Origin of the sequence: Pseudomonas sp. PSE1(2024) (assembly GCF_050990555.1) — a bacterium.
In the GTDB taxonomy this organism is placed as follows: domain Bacteria; phylum Pseudomonadota; class Gammaproteobacteria; order Pseudomonadales; family Pseudomonadaceae; genus Aquipseudomonas; species Aquipseudomonas aphyarum.
Window position 1 is genome coordinate 1312886 of record NZ_CP158967.1, and the last position, 16309, is coordinate 1329194.

The following is a 16309-nucleotide window of genomic DNA, read 5'->3' on the forward strand; positions in this document are numbered from 1 at the left end:
CTAGCTGCGTCGTTTTCGTCAACTTTGGAGTGTTTACAACAATGGCAAAAATCGTCGACATCAAAGGTCGTGAAGTTCTCGACTCCCGTGGCAATCCCACCGTGGAAGCGGACGTGCTTCTCGACAACGGCATCATCGGCAGCGCTTGCGCGCCGTCCGGTGCATCCACTGGCTCGCGTGAAGCGCTCGAGCTGCGTGATGGCGACAAGAGCCGTTACCTGGGCAAGGGCGTGCTCAAGGCGGTAGCCAACATCAACGGTCCGATCCGCGATCTGCTGCTGGGCACCGACCCAAGCGACCAGAAAGCCCTGGATCACGCGATGATCAAGCTGGACGGTACCGAAAACAAAGCGACCCTGGGCGCCAACGCCATCCTCGCCGTTTCCCTGGCTGCGGCCAAGGCAGCTGCACAGGACCAGGACCTGCCGCTGTACGCACACATCGCCAACCTGAACGGCACCCCGGGTGTGTACTCGATGCCGGTTCCGATGATGAACATCATCAACGGTGGCGAACACGCCGACAACAACGTCGACATCCAGGAATTCATGGTTCAGCCGGTTGGCGCCAAGTCTTTCTCGGAAGGTCTGCGCATGGGCACCGAGATTTTCCATCACCTGAAAGCTGTGCTGAAGGCCCGTGGCCTGAGCACTGCCGTTGGTGACGAAGGCGGTTTCGCGCCGAACCTGGCTTCCAACGAAGACGCACTGAAAGTGATCTCCGAAGCCGTCGCGAACGCCGGTTACAAGCTGGGCACCGACGTGACCCTGGCTCTGGACTGCGCGGCCAGCGAATTCTTCGAAGACGGCAAGTACAACCTGTCCGGCGAAGGCCAGGTGTTCACCGCTGAAGGTTTCGCCGACTACCTGAAAGGTCTGACCGAGCGTTACCCGATCATCTCGATCGAAGACGGTCTGGACGAGTCCGACTGGGCTGGCTGGAAGATCCTCACCGACAAGATCGGCGAGAAGACCCAACTGGTAGGCGACGACCTGTTCGTGACCAACACCAAGATCCTGAAAGAAGGCATCGATAAAAAGATCGCCAACTCGATCCTGATCAAGTTCAACCAGATCGGCACCCTGACCGAAACCTTGGAAGCCATCCAGATGGCCAAGGCTGCCGGTTACACCGCCGTGATCTCGCACCGTTCGGGCGAAACCGAAGATTCGACCATCGCCGACCTGGCTGTGGGTACTTCGGCTGGCCAGATCAAGACCGGTTCGCTGTGCCGTTCCGACCGCGTTTCCAAGTACAACCAACTGCTGCGTATCGAAGAGCAGTTGAATGGCAAGGCCAAGTACAACGGTCGCTCCGAGTTTCGCGGTTAAGTTGTAGATGGTAAAAAGACACCGGATTGTGTCGGAAAAGTCGTGACAGCGATGGATTTGCCACTAATCTGATGCCTTATATGCACAAGCCTGGATATTCCAGGCTTCGTGCTATCAGATGCTTCAAAGTTTTGGCGTGGCTGTCTTTTTTCACTGGATACCTGATATTCGATGCGCAGTCCTTACTGGTTGTTTCTCGTTTTGCTCTTGCTGCTGGCCGGTCTGCAGTACCGCCTGTGGGTGGGCAATGGCAGTCTGGCGCAAGTCGCCGAACTGAATCAGCAGATTGCTGATCAACACGCCGAGAACGAAGCCTTGCTGGAGCGCAACCGGGTGATGGACGCTGAAGTCAGCGAGTTGAAAAAAGGCATGGAGACCGTTGAAGAGCGGGCTCGTCACGAACTGGGCATGGTCAAGGACGGCGAAACCCTTTACCAGTTGGCCCAATGATCGATTCCCTGCCGGCCTTCTGGGCCGTGATTCCTGCCGCGGGCGTCGGTGCCCGTATGGCCGCGGACCGTCCCAAGCAATACCTGCAACTGGGCGGGCGCACAATTCTCGAACACAGCCTCGGCTGTTTCCTCGATCACCCGAGCCTGAAGGGCCTGGTGGTCAGTCTTGCCGTCGATGATCCTTATTGGCCGAACCTGGCCAGCGCCAGCGATCCGCGCATTCAGCGTGTCGACGGTGGTGCCGAACGTTCCGGCTCGGTGCTCAACGCCTTGCTTCATCTGCATGCCCAAGGTGCCGACGACGAGGACTGGGTGCTGGTGCACGATGCGGCGCGGCCCAATCTGAGCCGTGACGATCTCGACAAATTGCTCGCTGAGCTGGCGAACGATCCGGTCGGCGGCCTGTTGGCCGTGCCAGCGAAGGACACCTTGAAACGGGTCGACAAGCACGGTCGGGTGGTGGAAACCGTCGATCGCAGTGTGATCTGGCAAGCCTATACGCCGCAGATGTTCCGCCTCGGTGCGCTGCACCGGGCTTTGGCCGACAGTCTGGTGGCGGATGCAGTGATCACCGATGAAGCCTCGGCGATGGAGTGGGCCGGCATGGCGCCGCGCCTGATCGAAGGCCGTGCGGATAACCTGAAAGTGACCCGCCCCGAAGATCTCGAATGGTTGCGTCAGCGCTGGACCAATCGTCGTTAAATCCGGTACTCCGGCCGCTCGGCCAAACCTTCCTTGAGAAAATCCACCAGTTTGCGCACCTTCGGCGACAAGTGCCGTTGCTGCGGATACAGCGCCCACACCGCCGTATTCGGCGGTTGATGCGCCTCCAGCAAAGAAATCAACGCACCGCTGTGCAGATGCTCCAGCACGTAATAGTCCGGCAACTGACACAGTCCGACGCCTTTTAGCGCCGCATCCAGCACCGCTTGCCCACTGTTGCAGCGCCAGTTTCCCTGCACCCGCTGGGAAAATTCCCGCCCGTTTTGTTCAAGCTGCCAGATGTCCGAGCTGCCGATCAGGCAATTGTGCCGTCCCAGTTCCGACAAACTGTGTGGGCGTCCGTACCGTTCAAGGTAGGGAGGCGATGCACACAGATACATGCGCCGCGGTGCCAGGCGAGTCGCCACCAAACGGGAATCCTGAAGGCGCCCAAGACGAATCGCCAGGTCCAGGCCTTCATGTACCAGATCGAGTTGCCGGTTAGTCAGTTCAATATCGATGCGCAGTTGCGGGTAATGCCCCATGAACCGGGTCACCAGTGGCACGATGAAGCGTTCGCCATACGCCACGGCGCAGGTCATGCGCAGCATGCCTTTGGGTTCGCTGGTCAGGTCGCCGACTGCGCGCAACGCTTCTTCGCGACCGTCCTGGAGGCGCTGACAATGTTGCAGAAAGGTCTGGCCGGCCTCGGTCAGCGTAACGCGCCGGGTGCTGCGATACAGCAGTCGCGTCTGCAAACGCTCTTCCAGACGTACGATTTGTCGACTGATGTGCGAGGAAGAAACGCCCAGGCGTTCGGCTGCCGCGGTGAACTGGCTGCATTCGGCAACGGCGACGAACTCGTCGATGCCTTCCCAGCGGTTTTCGGACATGGGGATTATCCCTGTATGGCAATAATGTTTTGCTTTTGTCCGGATTATTCATCAAGCAGCGCTGGACTACACTCCCTGTCTGGTTTTTATTCAATGGATTCACTGGAGAGTCAGCATGATCAAGTCGCGCGCCGCCGTTGCCTTCGAGGCCAAGAAGCCGCTGGAAATCGTAGAAGTCGATGTCGCCATGCCCAAGGCTGGTGAGGTGTTGCTGCGCGTCGTGGCTTCCGGGGTTTGCCACACTGACGCCTACACCCTGTCCGGCGCTGACCCGGAAGGTATCTTCCCGTCGATCCTCGGCCACGAAGGTGGCGCCATCGTTGAAGCAATCGGCGAAGGCGTGACCTCGGTGGCCGTCGGCGACCACGTGATTCCGCTGTACACCCCGGAATGTGGCCAGTGCAAATTCTGTAAGTCGGGCAAGACCAACCTGTGTCAGGCCATTCGCGCTACGCAGGGCAAGGGCCTGATGCCGGACGGTACTTCGCGCTTTTCCTACAAGGGCCAAACGATTTTCCACTACATGGGTACCTCGACCTTCTCCGAGTACACCGTGCTGCCTGAAATTTCCGTGGCCAAGATTTCCAAGGATGCGCCGCTGGAAAAGGTCTGCCTGCTCGGTTGCGGCGTGACCACCGGTATCGGTGCGGTGATCAACACCGCCAAGGTCAAGCCGGGTGACACCGTGGCCATCTTCGGTCTCGGCGGCATCGGTCTGTCGGCCGTGATTGGCGCGGTGAAAGCCAAGGCCTCGCGCATCATCGCCATCGACATCAACCCGGCCAAGTTCGAAATCGCCAAGCAACTGGGCGCTACCGACTGCGTGAACCCGAAAGACTTCGATCGTCCGATCCAGGAAGTGATCGTCGACATGACCGATGGCGGCGTCGACTTCTCCTTCGAATGCATCGGCAACGTGCAACTGATGCGCGCAGCCCTCGAGTGCTGCCATAAAGGCTGGGGCGAGTCGGTGATCATCGGCGTGGCTGGCGCCGGTCAGGAAATCGCCACCCGTCCGTTCCAGTTGGTCACCGGTCGCGTCTGGCGCGGTTCGGCGTTCGGTGGCGTGCGTGGCCGTACCGAATTGCCAAGCTACGTCGACATGGCGCAAAGCGGCGAAATCCCGCTGGATACTTTCATCACTCACACCATGGGCCTGGAAGACATCAACAAAGCCTTCGACCTGATGCACGAAGGCAAGAGCATTCGCACCGTCATTCATTTCTGATCAATCGCGATGCCACGGCTGCCGATGTGCACCCGTGGCTGCGTAGGAGTCCTACATGAGTCTGGAAAACATCTCCTGTCAGAAAAGTTTCGGCGGTTGGCACAAGCGCTATCGCCATCGTTCCGAAGTGCTGGGTTGCGACATGGTGTTTGCCGTGTATCTGCCGCCGCAGGCAGAGCAGGGCGGCAAGTTGCCGGTGCTGTACTGGCTGTCGGGCCTGACCTGCACGGACGAGAACTTCATGCAGAAGGCCGGCGCGATGCGCATGGCGGCAGAGCTCGGCCTGATCATCGTGGCGCCGGACACCAGCCCCCGTGGCCCCGACGTTCCGGGTGATCCCGATGGCGCTTGGGATTTCGGCCTCGGTGCCGGGTTTTATCTGAATGCCACGCAGGAGCCCTGGTCGCGGCACTATCGGATGCATGACTATGTCGTGCAGGAATTGCCTTCACTTGTTGAAGCGCATTTCCCGGCGTCGGACAAGCGCAGCATCAGCGGCCATTCCATGGGCGGCCACGGTGCATTGGTTTGTGCGTTGCGCAATCCTGGGCGTTATCAGTCGGTATCGGCGTTTTCGCCAATCAACAATCCGATCGACTGCCCGTGGGGCCAGAAGGCATTCACCCGCTATCTGGGCGAAGACCGTTCGAAATGGCGCGAATGGGATGCCTGTGCACTGATCGCCGAAGCGCAGGAGAAACTGCCACTGCTGGTCGATCAGGGTGATCGCGACGATTTCCTCGCCACCCAGCTCAAACCGGAAGCCCTGCAACAAGCGGCAAAACAAGCGGGTCATCCATTGACGTTGCGCCTGCAACCGGGCTACGACCACAGCTATTTCTTCATCGCGAGCTTCATTGACGACCACTTGCAGCATCACGCACGCGCCCTTAAGGGCTAATGCAGGTAGAATCACGCCCTGACAAAATTCGGGGCGTTTTTTTATGCGTATTGGCCACGGCTATGATGTGCACCGTTTCGCTGAAGGCGATTTCATTACTCTGGGCGGCGTGCGAATCGCACACGGCTTCGGGCTGCTCGCTCACTCCGACGGTGACGTCCTGCTGCATGCCTTGAGTGACGCCTTGCTCGGTGCCGCTGCGCTGGGCGATATCGGCAAGCATTTCCCGGACACCGACCCGCAATTCAAGGGTGCTGACAGCCGAGTGCTGCTGCGTCACGTGGTCAGTCTGATCCACGCCAAAGGCTGGAAGGTCGGCAACGTCGACAACACCATCGTTGCCCAGGCACCGAAGATGGCCCCTCATATCGAATCGATGCGCGCGCTGATTGCCGCGGATCTGCAAGTAGAACTGGATCAAGTGAACGTGAAAGCCACCACCACCGAGAAGCTTGGCTTCGTCGGTCGCGAAGAAGGCATTGCGGTGCATTCCGTTGCCTTGTTGCTGCGCGCATGAACGAACTGCAACTGCTCGGCCCGCGGGCCTATGGCGACGCCCTTGGTACCGCTGTACTGAAAGCCATCGCCGAAGATTTCCAGGTCGATGAAGTCCTCGACATTCCGTTCAGCGGTGACGGCGAGCACCTGTGGATCTGGGTGGAAAAGCGCGGCCTGAATACTGAAGAAGCCGCGCGCCGTATCGCCAAGGCCGCCGGTGTGCCTCTGCGTACGGTGAGCTACGCCGGGCTCAAGGATCGTCAGGCGCTGACCCGCCAGTGGTTCAGCGTGCAACTCCCGGGCAAGGCCGATCCGGATCTGTCGGCGGCGGAAAACGACACGCTGAAAATCCTCAAGACCACCCGCCACAAGCGCAAGCTGCAGCGCGGTGCGCATTCGGCCAACGGTTTCACCTTGCGCCTGACCCAGTTCAATGGCGACAAGGCTGCCATCGACGAGCGTCTGCAACTGATCGCCAAACAAGGCATCCCGAATTACTTCGGCGCCCAGCGTTTTGGCCATGACGGCGGCAACGTGGTCGATGCCCGTTCGTGGGCCGCGCGCAAGGCGCTGCCGGAACAACGCAATGTGCGTTCGCGCCTGCTGTCGACCGCGCGCAGTTTTCTGTTCAATCAGGTGCTCGCAGCGCGGGTCGCCGATGGCACCTGGCAGCGCGCTCAGGTCGGCGATCTGCTGGCGTTTACCGACAGCCGCAGCTTTTTCCCGGCCGGTGAAGCCGAGTGCAGCGACCCGCGCCTGGCGATTCTCGACCTGCATCCGACCGGCCCGCAGTGGGGCGAAGGTGACTCGCCGGCGGCCGGGGTTGTCCATGATCTGGAGCAGGGAATTGCCGCACGCGAGGCGGATCTGCGCGATTGGTTGATTAATGCCGGTATGAGCCACGAACGTCGCATCCTGCGGCTGCCCATTGGCGGGTTGACGTGGCATTATCCCGAGCCTGACATTCTGCAACTGGAATTCGTCCTCCCGGCCGGATGCTTCGCCACCGTATTGGTGCGCGAACTCGTTGATCTGGTGCCGGTGGGGCAGACGGACAGCCCATGCGTATTCTGATTTCTAACGACGATGGGGTGACTGCGCCCGGTCTTGCCGCGCTTTATGCTGCGCTGGCGGATTACACCGAGTGCGTGGTTATCGCCCCGGAACAGGACAAGAGCGGTGCCAGCAGCTCGCTGACACTCGACCGTCCGCTGCATCCGCAATACCTGGCCAACGGCTTTATCAGCCTCAATGGCACACCGACCGATTGCGTCCATCTGGGGCTCAACGGGTTGCTCGAACGCGAGCCGGACATGGTGGTTTCGGGTATCAACCTGGGCGCCAACCTGGGTGATGACGTGCTGTATTCCGGAACGGTGGCAGCCGCCCTCGAGGGCCGCTTTCTCGAGCGCCCGTCGTTTGCCTTCTCGCTGGTTTCGCGCCAGGTCGACAACCTGCCCACGGCTGCCTACTTTGCGCGCAAACTGGTCGAGGCCCACGCCGGGCTCGATCTGCCACCGCGCACGGTGTTGAACGTGAACATTCCGAATCTGCCGATCGATCACATTCGCGGCATTCAACTGACCCGTCTCGGCCATCGCGCCCGTGCGGCGGCACCGATGAAAGTCGTGGACCCGCGCGGCAAGGCCGGTTACTGGATCGCAGCGGCAGGTGATGCGGAAGACGGCGGGCCGGGCACCGATTTCCATGCCGTGATGCAAGGTTACGTATCCATCACTCCGTTGCAGCTCGATCGCACCTTCAATGATGCCTTCAGAAGTCTCGACGGCTGGCTGGAGGGGCTCAACTGATGGCTCGTGAACAAGACGACAGGCTGCGCAGCGGCATCGGGATGACGTCCCAACGAACCCGTGAGCGCCTGATCCAGCGTCTGTACGAAGAGGGCGTTTCCAACGCCAGCGTGCTGGAAGTGATCCGCCGCACCCCGCGACACCTGTTCGTCGATGAAGCGCTGGCGCACCGTGCCTATGAAGACACCGCGCTGCCGATCGGCAACAACCAGACCATTTCCCAGCCTTATATGGTGGCGCGCATGAGCGAGCTGCTGCTGGAGGCCGGGCCGCTGGATAAGGTGCTGGAGATCGGCACGGGTTCCGGTTACCAGACGGCGGTGCTGTCGCAACTGGTCGAGCGGGTGTTCTCGGTGGAGCGCATCAAGGTGCTGCAGGATCGGGCCAAGGAACGCCTGGTCGAGCTCAACTTGCGCAACGTGGTGTTTCGTTGGGGCGATGGCTGGGAAGGCTGGCCGGCGCTGGCGCCGTATAACGGCATCATCGTCACGGCGGTGGCGACCGATGTGCCTCAGGCTCTGCTTGATCAACTGGCACCGGGCGGGCGGATGGTGATTCCGGTCGGCTCCGGTGAAGTGCAGCAATTGATGCTGATCGTGCGCGAAGAAAACGGCTTCTCCCGACACGTTCTCGGGGCGGTGCGTTTCGTGCCATTGCTCAACGGTCCGCTGGCCTGAGCATTTGTTCGGGGCCGCTGAATTCCTGTCGAGCGCGCCTGTCTTACAGCGGCAACGAATGTTTAAACAGGATGGATCGTCTACAAGCAAACGTGTGCGCCGAGCCATAGCGCTTCTATAAAGGTAAAGCCGGTTGCGCCCGTTATACTTGCGAAGTTTCATGCCGGAATCGGCATTCCACATTTTTCAGCCACCACAAAGGGAGCGGCGGGTGAGTCTCACAGTCATTGCGCAGCGTATGGGTAACACGAGCTTTCAGCGCCTGGTGACTGGCCTTGTCTTGAGCACCTTGCTGGTCGGTTGCTCCAGCACAAAATCGAACAACGTTCGGGTCGTCGATCGCAACAATGCGGTGGCCCAGCGTCCGGTCGTGACGACCGGGCAGTATGTAGTCCGTCCGGGCGATACTTTGTTTTCCATCGCTTTTCGCTACGGCTGGGACTACAAAGCCCTCGCCGCCCGGAACAATATTCCTACGCCATACACGATCCATCCGGGTCAGACGATTCGCTTCGATGGCCGCACCGGTTCAACGTCGACGGCGGTCGTCACCAACTCCGGTTCCTCAGCGTCTTCGTCCAGCAAAACCACGGTTATCCGGCGCCAGGCAAATGGCACGACAACTACGACAACCACGGGTTCCGGTGCGGCTTCGACGACCGTTGTACCGTCCGTCGCCAACAAGCAAACACCCGCTCCGCTGCCTCCACCGGGCCCGGCCCCGACCGGCTGGGGATGGCCATCTAATGGCATTCTGATTGGTAAATTCTCTTCAAACGGTAGTTTGAATAAAGGAATTGATATCGCCGGAGATTTGGGACAGCCTGTTTTAGCTGCGTCTGATGGGACGGTGGTATACGCCGGGAGTGGCTTAAGGGGCTACGGCGAATTAGTCATCATCAAACACAGCGAAACCTACGTCAGTGCTTACGGACACAACCGTCGGCTGTTGGTACGGGAGGGACAGCAGGTCAAGGTCGGACAGACAATTGCCGAAATGGGGTCAACGGGTACAGACCGGGTGAAACTGCATTTTGAGATTCGCCGACAAGGTAAACCTGTAGATCCGCTGCAGTTCCTGCCAAGACGTTGATTTGCAGACCAGCCTGTTCCGTCGCGTAGAGGGGACAGGCTCCAGCGTTGCCAAGGATAAAGGCGCCGCTTGAGCTTGGGGTCGAACTCACCAAAGGACTATAACAATGGCTCTCAGTAAAGAAGTGCCGGAGTTTGACATCGACGATGAGGTTCTCCTGATGGAGACCGGCATCGATTCGGATTCGATGTCGAATGATGAAGGGGCTGCTCCACCTTCCGTTCGTGCCAAATCCAAACACTCCGCTTCACTTAAACAACACAAGTACATCGATTACACTCGGGCACTCGATGCCACGCAGCTGTACCTTAACGAAATCGGCTTTTCCCCACTGCTCTCCCCGGAAGAAGAAGTTCATTTTGCGCGCTTGTCGCAAAGTGGCGATCCTGCCGGGCGCAAGCGCATGATCGAAAGTAACCTGCGGCTGGTGGTCAAAATCGCCCGGCGTTACGTCAATCGGGGGCTGTCGCTGCTGGATCTGATCGAAGAGGGAAACCTCGGACTGATCCGCGCGGTGGAAAAGTTCGATCCCGAGCGCGGCTTCCGCTTCTCGACCTACGCGACCTGGTGGATTCGTCAGACCATCGAACGCGCAATCATGAATCAGACCCGGACCATCCGGTTGCCGATCCATGTGGTCAAGGAGCTCAACGTGTACCTGCGGGCTGCACGGGAGCTGACGCAAAAGCTCGACCACGAACCTTCACCCGAAGAAATCGCCAACCTGCTGGAAAAACCGGTGGGCGAGGTCAAGCGCATGCTGGGCCTGAACGAGCGGGTTTCTTCGGTCGACGTCTCGCTGGGTCCGGATTCGGATAAAACCCTGCTGGACACCCTGACGGATGACCGTCCGACCGATCCGTGCGAACTGCTGCAGGATGACGACCTTTCGCAGAGCATCGATCAATGGCTCTCGGAACTGACCGACAAGCAACGCGAGGTGGTCGTGCGCCGCTTCGGCCTGCGCGGCCACGAGAGCAGCACGCTGGAAGATGTAGGCCTGGAGATCGGCCTGACCCGGGAACGGGTGAGACAGATCCAGGTGGAAGGCCTCAAGCGCCTTCGGGAAATTCTCGAGAAAAACGGCCTGTCGAGCGAGTCGCTGTTTCAATAAGCCACCCGCATGACCGCTATGCAGAAAGCCCCGACTGGTTCGGGGCTTTTTGTTGACGCACTGAAAGCGCGGATACGTTCCCAGCTTGTAGGTTTGCGTTGTAAGCCTTTGCTGACTGTATCGTAAGTGTTCGTTATTTTTACACTGCCGCTGAAGGCGATTACGCTCGTTGTTGATTTATAACTTAATGATTTATATGGTTATTTTTTAATGTGAAGGGCTTATGACAACAGGTTCGTGCGCTGGAGGCCGGTTGCCCCCGGCGGGGAAATCTCTAGTATCTGGGTTGTGTCGACGGATAGACACGCCCTTCAGGGAAGAGGGGAACGGACATCGCAGGAAGCGATTCATCAGGACGATGAAAAGGAACACAGGGAATAGGGAAAAAATGTGGGCGGGTCAAACCGCCCCTTTTTTTGCCTGAAGAAAAGCAAAACCCGGAAAAGCAAAAAGGCCCGCGAGGGGCCTTTTCTTCAAACGCGGGACAGATCAGCGTTCGAGGTCTTTGATCTTGCCTTTGACGCCATCCCACTCTTCGGCATCCGGCAGCGATTCTTTCTTCTCGGTGATGTTCGGCCAGATTTCGGCCAGCTCAACGTTCAGCTGAATGAACTCCTGCATCTCTTCCGGAACTTCGTCCTCGGAGAAAATGGCTACGGCCGGGCATTCCGGTTCGCACAGGGCGCAGTCGATGCACTCATCCGGGTGAATCACCAGGAAGTTCGGGCCTTCGTAGAAGCAGTCCACCGGACAGACTTCTACGCAGTCGGTGTACTTGCACTTGATGCAGTTGTCGGTGACGACGAAGGTCATTTCTAATTTTCTCCTCAGGCGGCGGCAGCGTTGCCCCTTCACGGTTGGGGTCGCCAGGTTCGGGAGCGATGTCTGCCAGCCAGGCTATTAGCCAGCAGCATCCCAAACCGCGCGAGATTCTAACAGCTTGAAGCCGTTTGCGTTATATCCGGTTCGTCGGTGCTTAGATCCGGTTCTTTAGTGCATAGAGCATTTCGAGTGCACGACGCGGTGTCACGTCATCCAGATCCAGTTTCGCCAACTCATCCAGCACCGGATGCGGGAGGCTGGCAAACATGTCGCTCTGCTGCGGTGTCGCCGGTTTGCCCTTGGCGGCCGGTTTCGGCGCCTCATGCGGCAGCGCGGTATCTTCCAGGCGGCTCAGGTGCTCACGAGCGCGCACGATCACCTCGCTCGGCACGCCGGCCAGCTGTGCGACCGCAAGGCCATAACTCTGGCTCGCCGGCCCCGGCAACACATGGTGCAGGAACACGATGCGTTCGTTGTGCTCGGTAGCGTTGAGGTGCACGTTGGCCACCAGCGGTTCGGCTTCCGGCAAAACGGTCAGTTCGAAATAGTGCGTCGCAAACAGAGTATAGGCGCGCAGCTGCGCCAGACGCTCCGCCGCTGCCCACGCCAGGGACAGACCGTCGAAGGTGCTGGTGCCGCGACCGACTTCGTCCATCAACACCAGGCTGCGCTCGGTGGCATTGTGCAGGATGTTCGCGGTTTCGCTCATTTCCACCATGAAGGTCGAACGCCCGCCAGCGAGGTCGTCGCTGGAACCGATCCGGGTGAAAATCCGGTCCACCAGCGACAGTTCGCAACTGGCCGCCGGCACGAAGCTGCCGATGTGGGCCAGCAGCACGATCAGTGCAGTCTGGCGCATATAGGTGGATTTACCGCCCATGTTCGGGCCGGTGATCACCAGCATGCGGGTGTTGTCGTCCAGGCTCAGGTCGTTGGCCACGAACGGCGTGGTCAGCACTTGCTCGACCACCGGGTGACGACCCTGGGAAATGCGCATGCACGGTTCGCTGACGAAGGTCGGGCAATTCAGGTCGAGATTCAGCGCACGTTCGGCGAGGTTGCTCAGTACGTCCAGTTCGGCCAGCGCGCCAGCGGTGTCCTGCAACGGCGGCAACTGGCTGATCAGATCTTCCAGCAGTGCTTCGTAGAGCATCTTCTCGCGAGCCAGGGCGCGGCTCTTGGCCGACAACGCCTTGTCTTCGAACTCTTTCAGTTCTGGCGTGATGAAGCGCTCGGCACCCTTGAGGGTCTGGCGGCGGATGTAGTCTGCCGGCGCCGACTCGGCCTGCTTGCTCGGCAACTCGATGAAGTAGCCGTGAATGCGGTTGTAGCCGACTTTCAGGTTGGCGAGGCCGGTGCGGGCCTTTTCCCGGGCTTCCAGATCGATCAGGAACTGGCCTGCGTTCTCGCTCAGCGATTGCAGCTCGTCGAGTTCGCTGTCGTAACCGGTTTTCAGCACGCCGCCGTCACGGATGACCGCCGGCGGGTTGTCGATGATGGCCTTTTCCAGCAGCGCCGCCAGTTCCGGGTAGGTGCTGGTGGTGGTCGCCAGGCGTTGCAGGTGCGGTGCTTCCAGATCGGTCATCGCCATTTGCAGTTCAGGCAGCGCACCGAGTGCATCGCGCAGGCGGGCAAGGTCGCGAGGACGGGCATTGCGCAGGCCGATCCGCGCCAGGATCCGCTCGATGTCGCCGATTTCCTTGAGCTGCGGTTGCAGCTTTTCAAAGCGATAGCGGTCGAGCAGGCAGGTGATCGAGGTCTGGCGAGCCAGCAGCACGGTCAGATCCCGCAGCGGACGGTTGAGCCAGCGGGTCAGCAAACGGCTGCCCATGGCGGTCTGGCAACGGTCGACCACCGATTGCAGGGTGTTGTCGCGACCGCCGGCCAGGTTGGTATCGAGTTCGAGGTTGCGGCGGCTGGCGCCGTCCAGCACCACGGTGTCGTCCAGCCGCTCATGGCGCAGGCTGCGCAGATGGGGCAGGGCGGTGCGCTGGGTTTCCTTGGCATACGCCAGCAGGCAACCGGCGGCGCCGATCGCCAGGGTCAGGGTTTCGCAGCCAAAGCCTTTCAGGTCCTGGGTGGAGAATTGCTGACAGAGACTTTTCAGCGCCGAGTCGCGTTCGAAATCCCACGGTGCACGACGACGTACCCCACGGCGTTTTTCCGCCGGCAGATCTTTTGGCCAGTCATCCGGGATCAGCAACTCGACCGGGTTGACCCGCTCAAGCTCCGCCAGCAGGTTCTCCCAGCCCTTGATTTCAAGCACGGTGAAGTTGCCGCTGGTGATGTCCAGCACCGCCAGACCGAACAGGCGCTCGTCGCCCAGCACCGCCGCGATCAGGTTGTCGCGACGCTCATCCAGCAACGCCTCGTCGCTGACCGTACCCGGGGTGATGATCCGCACCACCTGACGTTCCACCGGGCCTTTACTGGTGGCCGGGTCTCCGACCTGCTCGCAGATCACCACCGACTCGCCTAGCTTGACCAGTTTCGCCAGGTAACCTTCCGCCGCGTGATACGGAATCCCGCACATCGGAATCGCCTGACCCGCCGACTGCCCGCGCGCGGTCAGGGTGATGTCCAGCAACTTGGCCGCCTTCTTCGCGTCTTCGTAGAAGATCTCGTAGAAGTCGCCCATGCGGTAGAACATCAGCTGGTCCGGGTGCTGATTCTTCAGGCGCCAGTACTGCTGCATCATCGGGGTGTGGGAGGACAGGTCGGAGACGGCTTTATTCATCGGATTGTCAGGCAACTCGTTCAAAGGTGTGGGGCAAAAGCGCGGCAGTGGCCGGGCATTTCCGCGATGGGCGCAAGGTTACCATGGGCGGTCTGTGGTACGCAGGCATCGCGGCTGGGTGACAGCTATCCGGCTTGAAAAGGTCGACTATGCACGATTTATGCAAATCAGCATTTGTCTTCACGAAAAACTTCAAGCACTATGCGCGTTATGCAAAAACGCAACGTATCTACCGTCTTAAGAGCACTGCTCGACCAGCACGGGATCTCCCCCACGGAGCTCCACCGTCGCACCGGCGTGCCTCAATCCACGCTCTCGCGGATTCTCAGCGGGAAGATCGTCGATCCTTCGGATAAGCACATCTCGAAGATCGCCGAGTACTTTGCCGTGAGCACCGATCAGTTGCGCGGGCGCGCGGATGTTGCGCCCGCCGCCAACGTCGGACGCGACGAGTTGCATTCCGAACTCAAGGACATAAGCCTGTGGGACGACGACACGCCAGTCGATGATGACGAGGTGTCGGTGCCCTTTCTTCGCGAGGTTGAATTGGCTGCTGGATCAGGAAGATTCGTCATCGAAGAGAGCGAACGCTCCAGCCTGCGCTTCGGCAAGCGCAGCCTGCGCCATAACGGTGTGCAGTTCGATCAGGCCAAATGCGTGACGGTACGTGGCAACAGCATGTTGCCGGTACTGCGCGACGGCGCCACGGTCGGCGTTAATGCCGGCAAGTGCGGGATCGGCGACATCATTGATGGCGACCTTTATGCGATCAACCACAACGGTCAATTACGGGTGAAGCAGCTCTATCGTCTGCCTACCGGTATCCGTCTGCGCAGCTTCAATCGCGATGAGCATCCGGACGAGGACTACAGCTTCCAGGATATGCAGGAAGAGCAGATCGTCATCCTCGGGCATGTCTTCTGGTGGGGCATGTACGCCCGATAACGATCCCTCTCTCAGACAAAACCCGCCTCGGCGGGTTTTTTTTCGCCCGAAGAAAACCGGCCAACCCTTGAATGGCGGGGCTTTCATGCGTCCGCGCATTTCTTGTGCATAAATAAATGCATTTACGCATTGACTGTATATGCATCAATGCATATTCTTGCCACCAAGCCGCTCGACAAAGCGGCTGGCAACAACAGCTCTTTAGTTCCACAAGAACAGGCAGCGATGAACCGGCCTCAACGGTTCAGAGGGTTGGCAACTGACCCGGGTGTGCAGCGTAAAGCACCAGAAGCAGTTATCCGGCGGGCAGGGACCGCGGTCGGAAAAACAATTTGAATGGACTCGTACCGCGCCAGTAGCGCCGAAAAGTCAGCTTCCTTCAGAAACACAGGATTGAAGGAAGGCAAAGGAGTGCATTACTGAAAAGCCCGGCGAGTTGCCGGGCTTTTTGGAATGCCTGCCAGATGTCATCGCGAACCTCCTCTGAAAAATAGCAGGCCGAGGAGGTTGGAAAAAACAGCCGGACTATCCGGCAAACAGTCTGTTCAGTCGTCTCGCACTGACAGACATCCACAAACCGGGTTCGCTTCAGAACTGCTTATAAGGAAATTGGAATGAATCGATATGCACTGACACTGACTGCGATGGGTTACACCGTCGTTCTCCAGGTTCTGGACACTGAAGGTGAAGCGCCAGCCGGCCCGGCTGCCGAACCGAGCGCGGGATGGCGGAACATCACCGGTAACGATGCTGTGCAACCGGGGATGAAGATGCAGTGGGGGCCTGCCGGTGAAGAGTATCTCGAGACAACGGCCGCAGAGCAGGAGCAATTCACCAACGGTCGCATGCAACTGCGCTTTGACGAAGCCGCACGCTGGCTGGATTTCAACCCACTGCAATACAAGCTGGATCTGGGAGTTGCCACCCCGGCAGAGGAAGCGGCACTGGTTGCCTACAAGCAGTATTTCATTGCGTTGAGTGAAGTGAAAAACAACGCAGTGTTTCCGCAGATCATTTGGCCGGTTGCTCCTTTCTGATTCGCAGCACCGATCAAATCCCGTTTCCGTGAATGCATTGCTGAAAAGCCCGGCGAGTTGCCGGGCTT

At 59.4% G+C, this 16309-nt stretch carries 16 protein-coding genes; 13 read left to right on the forward strand and 3 right to left on the reverse strand.

Annotation, left to right across the window (positions count from 1 at the left end; genetic code table 11):
* The first annotated feature begins 41 nt into the window (after positions 1–41).
* From eno to ispD, 3 genes are all read left to right on the forward strand, one after another.
* A complete protein-coding gene (eno, locus tag ABTV87_RS05740; protein WP_007954808.1) occupies positions 42–1331 on the forward strand; it encodes a phosphopyruvate hydratase in 1290 nt (429 codons plus the stop codon).
* Between the two features lie 171 nt (positions 1332–1502).
* Positions 1503–1781 carry a cell division protein FtsB gene (ftsB, locus tag ABTV87_RS05745; RefSeq protein ID WP_003222158.1) on the forward strand — a complete coding sequence of 93 codons (279 nt, stop codon included), beginning with the start codon at positions 1503–1505 and terminating at the stop codon, positions 1779–1781.
* Positions 1778–2485, forward strand: a complete 708-nt coding sequence (gene ispD / locus ABTV87_RS05750) for a 2-C-methyl-D-erythritol 4-phosphate cytidylyltransferase (RefSeq protein ID WP_085605225.1) — start codon at positions 1778–1780, stop codon at positions 2483–2485. Before ftsB ends, ispD begins: the two co-directional genes overlap by 4 nt.
* Here ispD and ABTV87_RS05755 read toward each other — a convergent pair.
* On the reverse strand, positions 2482–3378 hold the full coding sequence (locus ABTV87_RS05755; RefSeq protein ID WP_433899109.1) for a LysR substrate-binding domain-containing protein: 897 nt from the start codon (positions 3376–3378) through the stop codon (positions 2482–2484). The two genes, ispD and ABTV87_RS05755, sit on opposite strands and share 4 nt — an antisense overlap.
* 115 nt (positions 3379–3493) lie before the next feature.
* On the opposite strand from ABTV87_RS05755, the gene ABTV87_RS05760 reads away from it, so the two are divergent.
* The 8 genes from ABTV87_RS05760 (at position 3494) to rpoS (ending at position 10700) form a co-directional block, all read left to right on the forward strand.
* Entirely contained in the window at positions 3494–4606 is a 1113-nt protein-coding gene (locus ABTV87_RS05760; protein WP_007954819.1) for an S-(hydroxymethyl)glutathione dehydrogenase/class III alcohol dehydrogenase, read from the forward strand.
* A 55-nt stretch (positions 4607–4661) separates the two neighbouring features.
* Positions 4662–5507, forward strand: coding sequence for an S-formylglutathione hydrolase (gene fghA / locus ABTV87_RS05765; protein WP_007954820.1), 846 nt, complete (start codon positions 4662–4664; stop codon positions 5505–5507).
* A 43-nt stretch (positions 5508–5550) separates the two neighbouring features.
* Entirely contained in the window at positions 5551–6024 is a 474-nt protein-coding gene (gene ispF, locus ABTV87_RS05770) for a 2-C-methyl-D-erythritol 2,4-cyclodiphosphate synthase (protein WP_007954821.1), read from the forward strand.
* Positions 6021–7079: a tRNA pseudouridine(13) synthase TruD gene (truD, locus tag ABTV87_RS05775; protein ID WP_011332702.1), complete on the forward strand. Its 1059-nt coding sequence runs from the start codon at positions 6021–6023 to the stop codon at positions 7077–7079. Before ispF ends, truD begins: the two co-directional genes overlap by 4 nt.
* Entirely contained in the window at positions 7067–7816 is a 750-nt protein-coding gene (gene surE / locus ABTV87_RS05780; RefSeq protein WP_007954824.1) for a 5'/3'-nucleotidase SurE, read from the forward strand. Before truD ends, surE begins: the two co-directional genes overlap by 13 nt.
* 41 nt (positions 7817–7857) lie before the next feature.
* A complete protein-coding gene (locus ABTV87_RS05785; RefSeq protein ID WP_170844894.1) occupies positions 7858–8493 on the forward strand; it encodes a protein-L-isoaspartate(D-aspartate) O-methyltransferase in 636 nt (211 codons plus the stop codon).
* A 211-nt stretch (positions 8494–8704) separates the two neighbouring features.
* On the forward strand, positions 8705–9586 hold the full coding sequence (locus tag ABTV87_RS05790; protein ID WP_085605229.1) for a peptidoglycan DD-metalloendopeptidase family protein: 882 nt from the start codon (positions 8705–8707) through the stop codon (positions 9584–9586).
* A gap of 106 nt (positions 9587–9692) precedes the next feature.
* Entirely contained in the window at positions 9693–10700 is a 1008-nt protein-coding gene (gene rpoS, locus ABTV87_RS05795; protein WP_007954831.1) for an RNA polymerase sigma factor RpoS, read from the forward strand.
* A 489-nt stretch (positions 10701–11189) separates the two neighbouring features.
* Here the strand turns inward: rpoS and fdxA are convergent, their stop codons facing one another.
* Both fdxA and mutS read right to left on the reverse strand, forming a co-directional pair.
* Positions 11190–11513: a ferredoxin FdxA gene (gene fdxA, locus ABTV87_RS05800; RefSeq protein WP_007908827.1), complete on the reverse strand. Its 324-nt coding sequence runs from the start codon at positions 11511–11513 to the stop codon at positions 11190–11192.
* Between the two features lie 163 nt (positions 11514–11676).
* Positions 11677–14259: a DNA mismatch repair protein MutS gene (gene mutS, locus ABTV87_RS05805; protein WP_258712962.1), complete on the reverse strand. Its 2583-nt coding sequence runs from the start codon at positions 14257–14259 to the stop codon at positions 11677–11679.
* Between the two features lie 210 nt (positions 14260–14469).
* On the opposite strand from mutS, the gene ABTV87_RS05810 reads away from it, so the two are divergent.
* A complete protein-coding gene (locus ABTV87_RS05810; RefSeq protein ID WP_085605233.1) occupies positions 14470–15204 on the forward strand; it encodes an XRE family transcriptional regulator in 735 nt (244 codons plus the stop codon).
* Positions 15205–15818: 614 nt separating this feature from the next.
* Positions 15819–16241 carry a tail fiber assembly protein gene (locus tag ABTV87_RS05815; RefSeq protein ID WP_085605235.1) on the forward strand — a complete coding sequence of 141 codons (423 nt, stop codon included), beginning with the start codon at positions 15819–15821 and terminating at the stop codon, positions 16239–16241.
* Positions 16242–16309: the final 68 nt, after the last annotated feature.